At 40.1% G+C, this 15,555-nt stretch carries 18 protein-coding genes and 7 pseudogenes; 22 read left to right on the forward strand and 3 right to left on the reverse strand.

From position 1 onward, the window contains the following. Nucleotides 1–271: 271 nt before the first annotated feature. The 17 genes and pseudogenes from VOA_RS07565 to VOA_RS20180 all read left to right on the forward strand — a co-directional run. Nucleotides 272–1,300 (forward strand): trypsin-like serine protease, encoded by a 1,029-nt coding sequence (locus VOA_RS07565; protein ID WP_001269350.1) that lies wholly within the window; start codon nt 272–274, stop codon nt 1,298–1,300. Continuing rightward, nucleotides 1,300–1,438: pseudogene (locus VOA_RS19245) on the forward strand (DUF645 family protein). The gene VOA_RS07565 and the pseudogene VOA_RS19245 overlap by 1 nt, the downstream one beginning before the upstream one ends. Before the next feature lie 201 nt (nt 1,439–1,639). Continuing rightward, entirely contained in the window at nt 1,640–2,533 is an 894-nt protein-coding gene (locus VOA_RS07560) for a CBS domain-containing protein (protein WP_000542253.1), read from the forward strand. A gap of 227 nt (nt 2,534–2,760) precedes the next feature. Next, nucleotides 2,761–3,186, forward strand: coding sequence for a hypothetical protein (locus VOA_RS07555; protein ID WP_009355989.1), 426 nt, complete (start codon nt 2,761–2,763; stop codon nt 3,184–3,186). A gap of 160 nt (nt 3,187–3,346) precedes the next feature. Beyond that, on the forward strand, nt 3,347–3,640 hold the full coding sequence (locus VOA_RS0118075; RefSeq protein WP_138040526.1) for a hypothetical protein: 294 nt from the start codon (nt 3,347–3,349) through the stop codon (nt 3,638–3,640). Between the two features lie 160 nt (nt 3,641–3,800). Beyond that, on the forward strand, nt 3,801–4,418 hold the full coding sequence (locus VOA_RS0118080) for a hypothetical protein (protein ID WP_000676400.1): 618 nt from the start codon (nt 3,801–3,803) through the stop codon (nt 4,416–4,418). Nucleotides 4,419–4,745: 327 nt separating this feature from the next. Continuing rightward, nucleotides 4,746–4,892, forward strand: coding sequence for a DUF645 family protein (locus VOA_RS19810; protein WP_095461443.1), 147 nt, complete (start codon nt 4,746–4,748; stop codon nt 4,890–4,892). Between the two features lie 356 nt (nt 4,893–5,248). Beyond that, nucleotides 5,249–5,368 (forward strand): annotated as a pseudogene (locus tag VOA_RS20050) (DUF645 family protein); the annotation flags it as partial. A gap of 346 nt (nt 5,369–5,714) precedes the next feature. Beyond that, nucleotides 5,715–5,993, forward strand: coding sequence for a DUF3709 domain-containing protein (locus VOA_RS0118090; protein WP_000280312.1), 279 nt, complete (start codon nt 5,715–5,717; stop codon nt 5,991–5,993). A 271-nt stretch (nt 5,994–6,264) separates the two neighbouring features. Further along, complete coding sequence (locus VOA_RS0118095) at nt 6,265–6,642, forward strand: polymorphic toxin type 44 domain-containing protein (protein ID WP_000029900.1); 378 nt, start codon at nt 6,265–6,267, stop codon at nt 6,640–6,642. After that, complete coding sequence (locus tag VOA_RS0118100; protein WP_001174437.1) at nt 6,620–7,024, forward strand: hypothetical protein; 405 nt, start codon at nt 6,620–6,622, stop codon at nt 7,022–7,024. The genes VOA_RS0118095 and VOA_RS0118100 overlap by 23 nt, the downstream gene beginning before the upstream one ends. 130 nt (nt 7,025–7,154) lie before the next feature. After that, nucleotides 7,155–7,733, forward strand: a complete 579-nt coding sequence (locus VOA_RS0118105; protein ID WP_000864968.1) for a hypothetical protein — start codon at nt 7,155–7,157, stop codon at nt 7,731–7,733. A gap of 365 nt (nt 7,734–8,098) precedes the next feature. Continuing rightward, nucleotides 8,099–8,155: pseudogene (locus VOA_RS20170) on the forward strand (DUF645 family protein); the annotation flags it as partial. Next, nucleotides 8,142–8,243, forward strand: a pseudogene (locus VOA_RS20175) (Tfp pilus assembly protein). The pseudogenes VOA_RS20170 and VOA_RS20175, both read left to right, overlap by 14 nt. A gap of 176 nt (nt 8,244–8,419) precedes the next feature. After that, nucleotides 8,420–9,010 (forward strand): hypothetical protein, encoded by a 591-nt coding sequence (locus VOA_RS0118110; protein ID WP_000624164.1) that lies wholly within the window; start codon nt 8,420–8,422, stop codon nt 9,008–9,010. 147 nt (nt 9,011–9,157) lie between these two features. After that, complete coding sequence (locus VOA_RS0118115; protein WP_001061234.1) at nt 9,158–9,856, forward strand: DUF5710 domain-containing protein; 699 nt, start codon at nt 9,158–9,160, stop codon at nt 9,854–9,856. Between the two features lie 288 nt (nt 9,857–10,144). Then, a pseudogene (locus VOA_RS20180) lies at nt 10,145–10,192 on the forward strand (DUF645 family protein); the annotation flags it as partial. 295 nt (nt 10,193–10,487) lie between these two features. Here VOA_RS20180 and VOA_RS0118120 read toward each other — a convergent pair. Then, nucleotides 10,488–10,784 carry a type II toxin-antitoxin system RelE/ParE family toxin gene (locus VOA_RS0118120; protein WP_001171366.1) on the reverse strand — a complete coding sequence of 99 codons (297 nt, stop codon included), beginning with the start codon at nt 10,782–10,784 and terminating at the stop codon, nt 10,488–10,490. Nucleotides 10,785–10,790: 6 nt separating this feature from the next. Then, nucleotides 10,791–11,033 carry a type II toxin-antitoxin system Phd/YefM family antitoxin gene (locus VOA_RS07550; protein ID WP_000557295.1) on the reverse strand — a complete coding sequence of 81 codons (243 nt, stop codon included), beginning with the start codon at nt 11,031–11,033 and terminating at the stop codon, nt 10,791–10,793. A gap of 244 nt (nt 11,034–11,277) precedes the next feature. On the opposite strand from VOA_RS07550, the gene VOA_RS07545 reads away from it, so the two are divergent. Next, nucleotides 11,278–11,916 carry an HD domain-containing protein gene (locus tag VOA_RS07545; protein ID WP_000230115.1) on the forward strand — a complete coding sequence of 213 codons (639 nt, stop codon included), beginning with the start codon at nt 11,278–11,280 and terminating at the stop codon, nt 11,914–11,916. A gap of 158 nt (nt 11,917–12,074) precedes the next feature. Here the strand turns inward: VOA_RS07545 and VOA_RS07540 are convergent, their stop codons facing one another. Then, entirely contained in the window at nt 12,075–13,442 is a 1,368-nt protein-coding gene (locus VOA_RS07540; protein WP_001036024.1) for a Fic family protein, read from the reverse strand. A 488-nt stretch (nt 13,443–13,930) separates the two neighbouring features. On the opposite strand from VOA_RS07540, the pseudogene VOA_RS20190 reads away from it, so the two are divergent. The 4 genes and pseudogenes from VOA_RS20190 to VOA_RS07535 form a co-directional block, all read left to right on the forward strand. After that, nucleotides 13,931–13,987 (forward strand): annotated as a pseudogene (locus VOA_RS20190) (DUF645 family protein); the annotation flags it as partial. Continuing rightward, a pseudogene (locus VOA_RS20195) lies at nt 13,974–14,075 on the forward strand (Tfp pilus assembly protein). The pseudogenes VOA_RS20190 and VOA_RS20195, both read left to right, overlap by 14 nt. 202 nt (nt 14,076–14,277) lie before the next feature. Continuing rightward, complete coding sequence (locus VOA_RS19325) at nt 14,278–14,448, forward strand: DUF3709 domain-containing protein (protein WP_232202804.1); 171 nt, start codon at nt 14,278–14,280, stop codon at nt 14,446–14,448. Nucleotides 14,449–14,739: 291 nt separating this feature from the next. Further along, nucleotides 14,740–15,444 (forward strand): HNH endonuclease, encoded by a 705-nt coding sequence (locus VOA_RS07535; protein ID WP_000087611.1) that lies wholly within the window; start codon nt 14,740–14,742, stop codon nt 15,442–15,444. Nucleotides 15,445–15,555: the final 111 nt, after the last annotated feature.

Here is a 15,555-nt window from a genome sequence, read left to right on the forward strand (position 1 = left end):
CTTAGGCGGGCGTTAGCTTCTTTATATAAATAGCTATATCAATTTTAGTTGATATAAATAAGTTGCTTCCGGAGGGTTTTATAAATTATTAATAATTAATGCATTACCTGTTCTTCATTTGGTTCCATGAATAATTGATATATCAGCTATAACAAATTGTAATTTTTAAATTTTCCCGATTCTTATAGGCTTAAATTCAGGGCTGGTAGTTATAGACATAAAGTTTTTAATTTATTAGTTCCAAAATAAACTATCTGAAAAGGAAAATTAAATGAGATACATAAGTAATGAAAAAGGTATATTGCTCAGTTTGACTTTTAGTGGGCTTTTATATTCAAATCTTTCCATTGCTGTTGAAGGTGGTGTTGATGTCTTACCGAATGATGCTTCATATATGGTTTATTTGAAGGATACTCATTGTTCTGGAACTCTGATTGCACCAAAGACAGTACTTACAGCAAGTCATTGTGTTAATGGGATTAAAGGTAGCCATGTATACCTTCTTCACTCAAGAGGGCAAGAGCTCGATGCCAATGGTCGGATACCACATTTAGGTACTAAAGTTAAGGTTGTCGAGACTTATGTAGCAGATCATATTATTAAGGTAAATGGTATATTTGAACGAGCTAATTTCGATGATGTGGCTATTCTAGAACTTGAAAATATGCCAGATGGGGTAACATATTTGCCTGTTGCACGTGATGACATCCCTTTGGGTGCTGAAGTGTTCCCCATCGGCTATTCAACATCAAATCTAAAACGGATGCCTGTGCCAGCAATTGTTGTTGCAAAGGAGCATTCTCCTGATTATGCGCGTGAAGTCGCTATGGCCAGATGCCATAGTTCTAAATATTTTTCAAACCAATACTTTACACAAATGTACCCTCAAGAAGAGCAAGTAGCCTGCGATTTGACTGAGAGACGTTATGAACGTAGTCAAGAACGATTCATTCATATGCCCAATCGTTATTCCATTACAATTGAGAATCCACCATTAGATGAATCTGATTCAAGAAGAATAGTCAATGAGTTTGGCACTGTGGAAACTAAATATTCAACTTACACTGGTGATAGTGGTGGCCCTCTTATCTATCAAGGCAAAATTTATGGTGTTGTCAGTACAGGGGCTAGTGGTTTTGACCCGTTGTTTAATCAGGCGACATTTTATGCCGGATTTACAAGACCAGGAGTGTTCAATTGGATCGTGGATACAGTAAAAACTATCCAAAACAAACCCATAATGGTTGACGCTTCTTCTTCAGTTGTGTTTGACGCTCCGATTATTTTTTCTCGGAATTAATTGGCTATGGCCTCATTGAGTTTTCTTTGCTGTGGATCCTTAAATGCGGCCAACTCAACCTTGAACGCTATAAGTTTTGGCTGCTTACGTCACAGCTTTTGGCGTTGAACGTGTGTTTGCTTTGATGCTTTTGCGTAAAATAACTTTCAAGCAAAGGTGTTTGAAAGTTATTTGTAAACAATAGGCTACGAAGCTAACAAACGCCTCAAGAGGGACTGTCAACGCGCGGCGTTTCCAGTCCCATTGAGCCGCGGTGGTTTCGGCTGTTGTGTTTGAGTTTTATGTTATGCGTTGCCAGCCCCTTAGGCGGGCGTTATACAACAATTAGGATTTATCTACATGGGTTACCAACTTTGGATGTCGCCAGAAACTGGTTATCGACGTCAGGGGACTAGGTTTGAGTCCCTCCACGGCATTTTCCTTGAAAATGCGAAGCTACTTTCATTGCTCGAACCAGTCCTTTGCTGCAAAGATACTGATAGTGCATCCGACGCAAAACATGCTCTCAAATCGAGAGATTTTGATGTGACATGTGTTGTTAATGATGATGGTGTTATTGTTGGGCAAATAGAAAGAAAGGCTCTTAATCAAGGTTTAGTAGCTGAATATGTAAAGGATGTAGAAGAAGAGCAAAAAATAGACGAAAATACCTCCCTAGTTCATCTGCTCCAGATTTTGGAGGCAACTGAATTTAAGTATGTGACTAGAGATGGTCAAATAGTGGGTATTGTCACACGTTCAGACCTGAATAAGCCAATTCCAAGGACATATCTATTTGGTGTGGTTTCTTTAGTTGAGTTACATATAAATTTTTGGATTAATTACTACTATCCCAATGACACTTGGCTTCAAGCGTTAAACGAAGATAGGCAAGCTAAAGTACAAGAAACTATAGAACTTCGCCGAGGGAGTAGTGATTACCTTGCTGTGGTTGAATGTGCTCAGCTTTGTGACAAAAAAGAAATTCTTAGAAATACTCCTGAATTTCTAGCTAGGTTTGGTTTTAGTAAAACAAACTTTAAAAACTTTTTGGAAAAACTGGAAGTTGTTCGCAACGAAATAGCACATAGTCAGTCATCAATAATCGGTCGATTAAGTTGGGAACATATTACCCGTACGGTCTCAAAGGCTGAAGAGTTCGTTAGTCTTTCAGATGACGTAATTGAGGCTGAAGGCAAAGAGAAAGCTAAAGACTTTGAATCGACAGTTTTGGTTCCTGTAACTGTTGTATAACAAACTGTTTAAGAGTGATTCGCAACGCGTGGCATTTTTACTATGCGTTGGTTTTAGTGTTTAAGGTGGTATGCGGTAGCATTGGTATTGCGTTGCTCACACCTTAACAGGGCGTTAGCACACACATCTCATAAACTGGAGCTTGTATTCTGTTACGGTATTTCTGTTCAATGGCCTTTTGCCTTGGTTTAGTATCGAGACGTAACCTTTATTTGAGAGGCTGAAAAATGAAAAAATCGTTAATGGTACTGACTGTAATGATTGCTTTAGTGGGTTGCGATGATGCAACTAAAGCGATTGATGAGGCTCAAGCAGCAGCAAATAAAGCCGTAGATAGCTTGCAGCAGAAAGCGGACTCACTAAATTTGCAAGCTCTTAATCTTGACGTTCTTGGTGACGCGACTCAAAAAGCACAAGAGTTTACTCAATCAATAGATTCGTTGGTTAAGACTGACTTTACCGATTATCAAGCAGTTGTTGCCGCTACAGAGAAAATTTCTAATTCCTACAGTTGTTTAGTTGACGTTTCTTCGGAAGCAACAGCGGAAAACTTGCTAGATAAAATCGTATCATTAGTAAAGAACGATCAAGTGTTAGCAATTATCGAAAAAGGCGTGGCACAAGCTAAAACGGCGAAAGAGTGCGTTATGTAGCCAGTGCGTGCTAACAAACGCCTCAAGAGGGACTGTCAACGCGTGGCGTTTCCAGTCCCAATGAGCCGCGGTGGTTGCAGTGGTTGTATTTGAGTTTAGTGTTAATGCGTTGCCAGCCCCTTAGGCGGGCGTTATAAAGCTAATGTTTAGTGAGGTCTAAATGGAAAATAGAATGGCAAGTTTCATAGAAATTCAAGAGTTTTTAAAAAAACATGGTCAAGATCATATTCTTGAAAATATAGTAAAAAATGAATCAGATGATAGTTATGTTTTATGCAGTAGAAATAATCTTGAAAAGCATCCATCAAGAAAATATCAGATCGCTTGTGTATTAACACTCCTTGGCGAATATGAATTGGCATCAAAATTATATCCACTAGATTGGAAGAATTTATCTAGGTTTGGAGATAGTTTAGGCAATGCACTCCTTAAGGAATTTATTAAAGATATTTGAATGTAATTTTCTGCTTTATAACAAACGCCTCAAGAGGGACTGTCAACGCGTAGCGTTTCCAGTCCCATTGAGCCGCGGTGGTTGCAGTTGTTGCGTTTGAGTTTAGTGTTATGCGTTGCCAGCCCCTTAGGCGGGCGTTAGCGCTTAAAAGGAGAAATTAATGAAAGGAATCGTAGCAATTTTAGTGAGTATATTAGCGTTGGCCGCTTGTAACTCTACTCCTAAAGAACAGATAGCTATTGATGACAATAGTAACCAAGTGGTTTCGTTTTACGATTTTAATGGACGAGTATTCAAAAAGGATATTTTGCCAATAGATGTACTTATCCCATCTAAATTAGTCAGCTCTATACCTAGTGGGGGATTAGTCGCATCGTCTTGGGTTGATCATTCTGACGTTGAAAGAGTCAACTCACAGCCACCCAAAGAACCCAATCACTCGTATTTCATAACGAAACTGTCGACATCAGTAATTTTCAATGCTGAATTTAATGGGTTTCAGTTTTCTCGAGGCGGGAAAGAACAGAATACAATAAAGCTCTTTAAAGAACGTATGGCTCAAAGTGGTATGAAAGATGTTACGGTAGAGAGGTTTGACCCCTTAGGATTCCCTGTTCTTGTCGTTGAGGCCACAAGGGAAAATAACACTAAGGCTCGATTGATATATGTAGGAACAAATATAGAAACCAACACCATCATTATTACATTTGTCGGAAAAAATCATGATGATGAAGTGGTGTGGAAGAATTTTGTGGATAGCGTAGTAACTTCGCGCTAACAAACGCCTCAAGAGGGACTGTCAACGCGTGGCGTTTCCAGTCCCAATGAGCAGCGGTGATTACGGTTGTTGTGTTTGAGTTTAGTGTTATGCGTTGCCAGCCCCTTAGGCGGGCGTTAGCTTCTTAAAGGCTAGAATCATCAAAATCTAAGCTCATTTGTTGTGAAGAATCAGCTTTTAGCGTTCAAGTTTCACAAGTTGGCTTTCGAGTTTTTCTGATGCTGATTTGGTCGAAGGTGTTGAATGTTAGGAATTTCAAAGTTGCAGAAAGCCATTAAACCCGATGCTTCAAGGTTGTTGGATACTTAACACGGTCAACTTGGCCTTATAAAAGGCTGCATCATCGCTGTGATCTGGCTTTCTTTGTCGCGGACTCTTAACCGTGGTCAACTTAACCTTGATCATTTTAAGTTTTGGCTGCCAACTTCACAGCTTTTGGCGTTGGACATGTGCTTGTCCGATGCATTTTCGTAAAATGCTTTTCAACTAAAAGAGTTAAAAAGGTCATTGGTAAACAATAGGCTACGAAGCTAACAAACGCCTCAAAGGGACTGTCAACGCGTGGCGTTTCCAGTCCTAATGAACCGCGGTGGTTACGGTTGTTGTGTTTGAGTTTGGTGTTATGCGTTGCCAGCCCCTTAGGCGGGCGTTAGTTTCTATCTAGAAAAAATCATCAAAAGCTCAGATTCAATGCCCTGAAAAATCAGCTTTAAGCGTTCAAGTTGCACTATTTGGCTTTTGAGTTTTGCCTGATGTTGATTTGGTAGAAAGTGTTGAAAGTTCAGCTATTTCAAAGTCGCTGAAAACCAACAAGCCTCGAAGCTTCAACGTTGTTGGATGTTCAACACGCTCAGCTTAGTTTAACAAAGGGCTTCATCACCGCTGAAATTATGCTTTCTTTGTCGCGGACTCTTAACCGTGGCCAGCTTAACCTTGATCGTTTTGAGTTTTAGTCGTCAACTTCACAGCTTTTGGCGTTGGACGTGTGCTTGTTCGATGCATTTGCGTAAAATGATTCTCAAGCAAATGTGTTTAAAAAGTCATTGGTAAACAATAGGCTACGAAACTAACAAACGCCTCAAGAGGGACTGTCAACGCGTGGCGTTTCCAGTCCCATTGAGCCGTGGTGGTTTCGGCTGTTGTGTTTGAGTTTAGTGTTATGCGTTGCCAGCCCCTTAGGCGGGCGTTATGCTTAATCCATAAAAATCAGTAGGTTGTGTTTGTCGATTCCCTTGGCATTTCGTTCAGGTTTTGTCGGCAATTCAATATTGTTTTTCGCTGCCTAATGAAGCAGCAGTGTATCTGGCGCTGAAAAATCGCGGTGATTGCCTCATTGTGTTGTTGAGTCTGCGCGATGTTAGTGTTGTTGGCTCAAGTCGCTTTGAGCCGTTTGGTGCCTTTACTTACAGGCTTAAAGTCTGTCGGCAATTGAATATTGTTTTGCGCTGTCTAATGAAACAGCAATGTGTCTGTCGCTGTAAATTTCAGTGTTATTGCCTCATTGAGTTGTCGCGCCCATGCGTGGTGAGTGAGTTTGTCGGAGAGGGTTTCCACATTGGCCTAGTTGCTAAATGAAAGCCTGCATTGGTCAGTTCATAGGTAAAAGTTGAGCCAGTTCTAATTCAAGGAAACTCGGAGTTTGGCCAATGATTTCAGTTAGTTATCATTGATTTGATTCAAATGTAAAGTGTTGAAGCTTAAGCATAACAAACGCCTCAAGAGGGACTGTCAACGCGTAGCGTTTCCAGTCCCATTGAGCCGCGGTGGTTACGGTTGTTGTGTTTGAGTTTGGTGTTATGCGTTGCCAGCCCCTTAGGCGGGCGTTAGGCGAAAATGGGAGGTTAGAATGTCAATTTATCCAACTGCACCCCAAGGTGTGTCAGTTGATGCCAATATGAAAATGATAAAGCAAAAATTTGGCCGCATCGTAGGTCCAACAGATTTCTATTGGTTCTACGAACAGGTTAGAAATAAAGGCCCGTGGGATTATAAACAAAGTGGACCATTTGAAAATTTCGGTAATTTTCATTACGGGGCAGTTGGTTATGCAGGTGGTATTCCAGAAGAAGTTTTGTTAAGGGCTGCTGGTTGTGCTCAAATGAAGGCGGGAACTTCAGCTGATAGCTGGGGTAGTTGTTGGAGCGACCAACCATTTGGAGATGATCCAAACGATCAACGTTACATAGCACTAGGTATTGAATATGCAAAAAGTAAAGGCTATTAGCCTAATATTGATTGGTGTTCTGGTCACAATATTAGTTGGCTACTTGCTTGAGCCTAGAGTTGAGCTTGATAAAGAGGTTATAAAAGTACCGTTGTCTGATACGCAGACTTTGATCGGCTATAGAAACAATGCAGGTGGTGCTACTACAGGATTTAGTTACTATTTTTACGTAAAGTCGAATAAATCAGAGAAGTTGCCTAGTGCATTCCTCATTACTGATACTCCAGACGTAACATTCCAGCTAAAAGAGCAGGGCGTTTTTTCGTTGCACGTAGATGGTAAAGTTTACCAATTCACAAATAACGTTTGGGTTAACGAGCAAGGCAAGTTAATACCGATAGCTTTTGAATTTATAGCCAAAAATCGCCTAACAAACGGCTAAAGAGGGACTGTCAACGCGCGGCGTTTCCAGTTCCATTGAGCCGCGGTGGTTGCAGTTGTTGTGTTTGAGTTTGGTTGTTATGCGTTGTCAGCCCCTTAGCCGGGCGTTAGGCTTATAAATGGAGCATCGGATGAAGGTGAAGGATTACACAATAAGTATTCATAAGCTTTATTACAAAGTAGCAAAGGAAAGCTTTAATGAGTTCATAACGTCTTCTAATGATCTTGAGCTTCAAGAGCAATCATATTGCACTGACAGTGATTTGGATAAGCAGTGGGAAATTGTTTGTCAACTTTATGAAAACCGAGAAATTTCGGCCATTAAGTCTATTACTTTTTCAGCTATGTGCTTAGAAGCTTTTTTATATGACTATGCTGTACACTCTCAAAGTAAAAGCTTTTTGTCTAAGAAATTATCAGCTAAGGATAAATTTGTACATTATTTGAGAGCAGTAGACAAAATAGAAGTAGATACTCAAGATGACATTTATCAACGTGTTGAAAAGCTTTTCTCATTGCGCAATCAGCTTGTGCATTTCAAAAGTAAAAAATATAAACTGAGTCAGTTGTATTTAGCTTCTGAATTTCACAATGATCTAAATAAAAATTTGGGGATAGGGGCTTCAGATAGCCTAGAAACCATCCATAGCGCCATAAAATATATTGATGAAAAAACCGGCTCAAAATACTTTGAGGATATATGTTCATAATAAGCCTAACAAACGCCTCAAGAGGGACTGTCAACGCGCGGCGTTTCCAGTCCCATTGAGTCGCGGTGGTTACGGTTGTTATGTTTGAGTTTAGTGTTAATGCGTTGCCAGCCCCTTAGGCGGGCGTTAGTTTCTCTCAAGAAAAATCATCAAAAATTCACGCACAAGGTTCTGAAAATTCAGCTTTTAGCGTTCAAATTGCACAATTGGGCTTTTGAGTTTTTCTTGATACTGATTTGGTAGAAAGCGTTGAAAGTTCAACAGTTTCAAAGTCGTTTTAAGCCATCAAATCTCGATGCTTCAATGTTGTTGGATGCTCCACACGGAAAGTTTGGTTTCACAAAGGCTGCATCATCGCTGAAAGTGTGCTTTCTTTGTCGCGGATTCTTAACCGTGGTCAACTTAACCTTGATCGTTTTAAATCTTGGCAGCCAACTTCACAGCTTTTGACGTTGGACGTGTGTTTGCTTGATGCTTTTGCGTAAAATTACTTTCAAGCAAATGTGTTAAAAAAGTCATTTTTAAACAATGAGCTACGAAACTAACAAACGCCTCAAGAGGGACTGTCAACGCGTGGCGTTTCCAGTCCCATTGAGCCGCGGTGGTTGCAGTTGTTGTGTTTGAGTTTGGTGTTATGCGTTGTCAGCCCCTTAGGCGGGCGTTAGAATAAATTGGAAACTTCAGAGATGATATCTAAATACAAATCGTTCGAACCAAAAGTAATTCCTAAAAGTGCTCTTGCTAAGTTAGGCTTATCAAGTGTGTTAGATGTGCCAGTCCAACCAGAATCGTACTCTCAATTGAATTATTGCTATAACAATGTTCAAAGGTATTTAGAAAACAATGCTGGCAAGATGGTGTTTGGTTGGATAACTTCTGTTTGGGGGAATCTTATTCTAAGACTGACTGCACACGTAGCTGTCCAGAAGCCTGACGGAAAATTAGTCTGTGTATCTCCATCGGTGTTAAATGCTAAAAAAGTAAAGTTCATACCAGACTCTGGAATCTCTGCGTTGATCAAAAACGGTCGTATGCCCATCAAACATATTGTAATAAAAGAGCATGAACTTGTTAAAAAAGTATTGGATATTGAGGCAGAAATTGAGAGTTGGCATCTTTCTGGTACTGGAGTAATGACTGCACAGGTGGCTAATGAGTTCGACTTTAGACGTGCTTTAGCGTATTCAAATCTTGAAAAGCTAGCGCAGGAAGTAACTTCAAAAAATGATCAGTGCTTTTGTGGTTCAGCTAAACAGCGAAAGAAGTGCTGCAAATAAATTTATTCTAACAAACGGCTCAAGAGGGATTGCCAACGCGTGGCGGCTTTAGTTCAAAATTGAAGTTCAGCGTTTACAGTGTGTTTTTTGAGTTCGGCTATGCGTTGTCAACCCCTTAGCCGGGCGTTATAGTGCAAGGAGTATATCGTGAATAACTTAATATACATAAGTGTTCCATTTTCAGAAAAAGATCAAGCAAAGAGCCTTGGTGCTAAATGGGACCCTAAAGAAAAGTCTTGGTATATTCCTCAAGGTGTATCAAAACAAAAATTTGCCCGATGGATGCTTTCTGAATCTTTGGAAACAGATGAAAACTACCAGAAACTGTACCCCCCAGTTTATATTGTTGAGTCTAAGAGTTCTTGTTGGAAGTGCAGCCAAAGTAGTAGGGTTGTATGTATTGCTTCTAATGGGTTTCGAGATGACGAAATGAATCTAAGTGACTTTGTTACTTTTTCAAACGTTAGCTATATCAGCAAAGAACTCTTAACTTTCGTTGAGGAAAGTTACTCTTTATATAAACCGTCATATTCGAAAACCGCAGGCGGCGTATATTACATGAATCATTGTGAACATTGTGGCGCTAAGTTGGGAGACTTTTTTATGCATAGTGAGCCAGGCGGAGCATTTCACCCAGTAAATCAATCTGATTGTAAAAGCATAAATTTAGTCGAGTTGCCAGAGAGCGAAATCAATTACCAACTGAGTGGAAATGAAGGTTTAAGTTATCCTTGCTTCATTTCACAGTATGCATCCAGAAAGCACTATAACAAAGCATTTAAGAGGGATTCAAAACGCTCGGGGCTATTCATTCAAAAGCTAGCAAGTGTGTTTAAGTCAAAATAATTAACTTGGCGCAGTGCGTTTTTCACCCCTTAACGCGGCGTTAGCTTCTCAAAGGCTGGAATCATCAAAATCCAAACTCAATCGTTTTGAAAATTCAGCTTTTAGCGTTCAAATTTCACAACTTGGCTTTCGAGTCATTCGGATGCTGACTCGATAGAAAGTGCCGAATGTTCGGCAGCTTGAAAGTTGCTGAAAACCATTAAACCTCGATGCTTCAATGTTGTTGGATGCTCCACACGGAAAGTTTGGTTTCACAGAGGCTGCATCATCGCTGAAAGTGAGTTTCCTTTGTCGCGGACTCTTAACCGTGGCCAACTTAGCCTAGATCGTTATAAGTTTTGGCAGCCAACTTCACAGCTTTTGGCGTTGGACATGTGTTTGTGTGATGCATTTGCGTAAAATACATTTCAAGCAAATGTGTTTAAAAAGTCATTAGCAAACAATGGGCTACGAAGCTAACAAACGCCTCAAGAGGGACTGTCAACGCGTGGCGTTTCCAGTCCCATTGAGCCGCGGCGGTTGCAGTTGGTGTGTTTAAGTTTAGTGGTAATGCGTTGCCAGCCCCTTAGGCGGGCGTTAGTTTACCAGTGAAGATCATCACCCTAAATCCAATCCTAGGGTGAAATCTTAATTACAGGTGGTTCTGCGGAAGTTGTGGTTGACCGAGTACAGCAACAACTAAAATGAAGCCATCTTCTTTTGTAAAGTAAGCGGTGTGCTTGCCTACAGGGAAATAAAAACCATTTGGGTATATCTCATCGCAACTGCGACCAACAGCTGGGTTGTCAGCAAGCATTTGAAACCCTGTTAGTAAGGTATCTTTGTAGCTTCGCCATTGCATCTCAGAGAAATTGTTGACGGTATAGTTTCTGATTTTTTGTAAATGAGTCTGTGCTAATTTACTTAGCTTATATTTATTCTTTTGCATAATGGGTTATAAGGCGTTTAAAAAGTCTTCACCATCAACTACATTGCCTTGTGCCAAATCTTGCTTAGCAGACTCGAAACAATGTCTCAGGTAATCAGTTTTCATTGCCTCCAGCTCTTCATAGTCTTTAATCGACATAACAACTACGGCATCTTTGCTATTTTTGCTAATTTTCACTGGCTCACGTTGAGCGCTCAGAAGTAACTCACCAAAGTTACGTTTGGCATCATTTGCTGTTAATGTGTGCATGATTACTCTCCAAATCTGGAATCACAGTAAGATTATAGTTATTCGCATGAAATGTTCAATATGATTAAATCGTGCGATTTGTGCGAAAGGTAAACTAACAAACAATTTAAGAGGGATTCCCAACGCTTGGCATTTTTGCTTCTACTTCAATTTTTGTGTTGATGGCACAATGCCTTAGGTTGGGTGGTAGCGTTGTTCACCCCTTAATTGGGCGTTAGCTGTATACGATGAACAAGGAAGTAATGTGGTAGAAAACTATGAGACTCACTTTGTAACTTTCATTGAGTCTGAAATGGAGCAAGATTTGGCGCATGACTTAAACCATGTATTTCGTGTTGTCAAAACGGCCAAACTGCTGAGCAAAATTGAAGGTGCGATGCTTGAGGTAGTTTTACCTGCAGCGTATCTCCACGATTGTTTTTCATTTCCCAAGAATCATCCTAACAAAGCTGAAAGCTCTCGTATTGCAGCAGATAAGGCACTGGAGTTTCTTGATGAGATTGGTTATCCGAAGGAATATCACGATGCTATAAAGCACGCAATTATTGCTCATAGTTTTAGCGCCAATATTCCACCTGATACGCTTGAAGCAAAGGTTGTACAGGACGCTGATAGACTCGATGCTCTAGGTGCAATTGGGATTGCTCGTTGCATTCAGGTGAGCACAAATTTAGGCGTGGGTTTATATGATGCAACTGACCCCTTTTGCGGTACACGTGAGCCGAATGATCGAGTGAATACGGTAGATCATTTCTACACTAAGCTATTTAAATTGCCTGAAATAATGCATACAGCGTCAGCAAAGGTAGAGGCTGAAAAGAGAATGAAATTTATGAAAGCTTACTTAATTCAGTTGGGAATGGAAATCGAGCCATACAGCTAACAAACGCCTCAAGAGGGACTGTCAACGCGTAGCGTTTCCAGTCCCATTGAGCCGCGGTGGTTACAGTTGTTGCGTTTGAGTTTAGTGTTATGCGTTGCCAGCCCCTTAGGCGGGCGTTATGTACTCCCACCTAGAATAAAGATGGGAGCACGGATTATCTAGTCATCAATTTTAAGTCTTTTTCTCAAATCAGAAGGTGCAATATATCCTTTTTGTCTTCCTTTAATGTTGTATTTGATTAATAGACCCAAGTCTGATAAGGAATTTAGGTAACTCCTAGCTGCAGGTGAAGATACATTAAAATCAGACGATATCTCCTGAACCGTAAAAGTCCTACCTGAGTCTTTAAGGCTTTTCTTGATTATTTCCATATGAGGTAGTGTAAATGATGAGTAATAAGGAGACTTATGTAGTTCTTCAATTGCCTTATTTAGTTCATTGACTTTGTCTTCGATATATTTGCCAAAACGCTCTAGGGCTTCTATAACGACATTTAGGTTAAAGTCAATGAAATGAGTCAGGTCTAAATCATCTGTTTCTGTATATACATATGACTTCGCGTACTTCTTAGGCTTACTTTTCAATAGTGCTGATATTGAAATATGTTGGAAGTTGTCGTAACCACTTTTTATTGCATACCAGTAAAAGAGAGCTCTAGCAGTTCTACCATTCCCATCCAAAAATGGATGGATAAACCCAATCATAAAATGAATAACAATAGCTTTTACAATCGGGTGAATGAAGTGCCCATCGATGTGCTCTGTATTTGCATATTCACATAGTTCTTCTAGCATAGTTTCAACAAGACTATGATCAGGTGCTCTATGAATAACTTCATGCGTCAACTTGTCAGCAACTTCTATTGGACTTTGCCTCAAAAAACCAGGCGTATGCTCATTTTCGCAAACTTCTTCCGTAGCAACTTTATTAAAAATTTTAATCAATTCGACAGAAAGAGGCTGATCTACACTCTCCAGCGCAAATTGGATTAAACGGAAATTATTCAGAATCATTTTTTCTGAAAAATCTCTTGGCTTTCTTCCTGTCTCGAGCATCTCTTTTGCAACAGGTCTTGTTGATGTGGCTCCTTCTAGTTGGGCACTAGAGATCGCTTCTTCCATAATCAAATTGCCTGCTAAATAGTGTTTGCGCTTCGATTCATCAAGTCCTAGATGTTTCAAGTTAGAAAGTCTATCTATTTTGTTTAACTTCCCAAGCAAAGCCTGTTCACTAAACGAAAAATGAGCTCCGCGATAAGTCAAATTGGCATGATTAACTAGTCTTCTACTAAACTTGAGTGCCCACCAAGCATGTACTCTAACATCCTTAAACTCAGGGAAACGAACAATAAACTCGTCCCAATGCAGGTAGTTTCCTTTGGAGTCAAAACCATGTTTTTTGGCATCTACTTGTCTAGCAAACTCAAAAGTCATTTCACCATAGTCTTTTGATTCGCTGTATGTAGGAGGTACTTCAACACCTGCTATTTTTTGTCTTTTTGTCTTAGGTATCTGTTTTTTATTCATAATTTCCTCACCTTATCAAGTAAAGAAAGATTTTTTAAAATTTTCTTTAGTGCTACTTTATCACTGTTAATGAGGTGAGTGTAGTAAATTTCTCATCTAAAATATGTCGAGCTTTTGAGTGTAAAACGTACATAACAAACAATTTAAGAGTGATTCGGCACGCGTGGCATTTTTGCTATGCGTTGGTTTTAGTGATTAAGGTAGCATACTGTTGCGTAGGTATTGCGTGCCTCACACCTTAATTGGGCGTTAGTTTCTCTCAAGAAAAATCATCAAAAATTCACGCACAAGGTTCTGAAAATTCAGCTTTTAGCGTTCAAATTGCACAATTGGGCTTTTGAGTTTTTCTTGATACTGATTTGGTAGAAAGCGTTGAAAGTTCAACAGTTTCAAAGTCGTTTTAAGCCATCAAATCTCGATGCTTCAATGTTGTTGGATGCTCCACACGGAAAGTTTGGTTTCACAAAGGCTGCATCATCGCTGAAAGTGTGCTTTCTTTGTCGCGGATTCTTAACCGTGGTCAACTTAACCTTGATCGTTTTAAATCTTGGCAGCCAACTTCACAGCTTTTGACGTTGGACGTGTGTTTGCTTGATGCTTTTGCGTAAAATTACTTTCAAGCAAATGTGTTAAAAAAGTCATTTTTAAACAATGAGCTACGAAACTAACAAACGCCTCAAGAGGGACTGTCAACGCGTGGCGTTTCCAGTCCCATTGAGCCGCGGTGGTTGCAGTTGTTGTGTTTGAGTTTGGTGTTATGCGTTGTCAGCCCCTTAGGCGGGCGTTATGCATAATCCATAAAAATCAGCAGGTTGTGATTGTCGATCCCTTAGGCATGTTGTTCAGGTTTTGTCGGCAATTCAATATTGTTTTTCGCTGCCTAATGAAACAGCAATGTGTCTATCGCTTCAAGTTTCAGCGTGATTGCCTCATTGAGTTATTGTGCACATGCGTGGTGAGTGAGTTTGTCGGAGAGGGTTTTCACATTGGCCTAGTTGTTAAATGAAAGCCTGCATTGGTCAGTTCATAGGTAAAATCAAAGTAAAAGTTGAGCCTGTTCTAATTCAAGGAAATTCGAAGTTTGGTCAATGATTTCAGAGGGTTACTCTTGGCTTGGTTCAGATGTAAAGTGTTGAAGCTTAAGCATAACAAACGCCTCAAGAGGGACTGTCAACGCGTGGCGTTTCCAGTCCCATTGAGCCGCGGTGGTTGCAGTTGTTGTGTTTGAGTTTAGTGGTAATGCGTTGCCAGCCTCTTAGGCGGGCGTTATATGCTTCCATCAATTAGGTAGTTCAAAATGAGTAGAAAAAAATTTATGGAGTCTGTTGGTGCTACTTGCAGCAACTGGAATTGGAGCTGGTCGTTCGTTAATCACGAAGAAAGGTTTGTGGTTTTTGGTCATTGGGATGTCCACAAAGACGGCCTAATTTTTGATGAAAGTTGGAAAGGGCCAGGAAGAAAGCAGTCTCTAGAGCATATATCGCTGATTCAAAATAATGGTTATCGCCTAAAAACCTTTCCTATGCAGTATGACCAAACTGAAACAGGAACAGCCAAAATTAAAAGTTTTGATTGGATTCTTGAGGAGAAACATTTAGCCGGAGTCGATGGGCTTTGGTATGAATTAAATTACTCTGAAAGCGTTGATATAACTTCAATAGAAGAAGTCATTCATCCAGAAACGTATATTGAAGGGGCAACAAAAGAGATCTCGGTAAATGCTTACGAACGTAACCCAGATGCTAGAGCCAAATGTATATTGCACTATGGATGTAAATGTTATGTCTGTAAATTTGACTTTCAGGAAGTTTATGGAGACATAGGAAAAGGCTTTATTCATGTGCATCATGAAGTTTCGCTTGCTGAGATCAAAAAAGAGTATTCCGTTGATCCTATTAAAGACCTAAAGCCATTGTGCCCTAACTGTCATGGGATAATTCATAGGACACATCCTCCAATATCTGTTGATTCTTTAATAAACTTGTTACGTTCTAGAAACTAACACGCATATAACAAACGCCTCAAGAGGGACTGTCAACGCGTAGCGTTTCCAGTCCCATTGAGCCGCGGTGGTTGCAGTTGTTGCGTTTGAGTTTAGTGTTATGCGTTGCCA

The sequence above is a fragment of the Vibrio sp. RC586 genome (assembly GCF_000176715.1).
GTDB lineage: Bacteria > Pseudomonadota > Gammaproteobacteria > Enterobacterales > Vibrionaceae > Vibrio.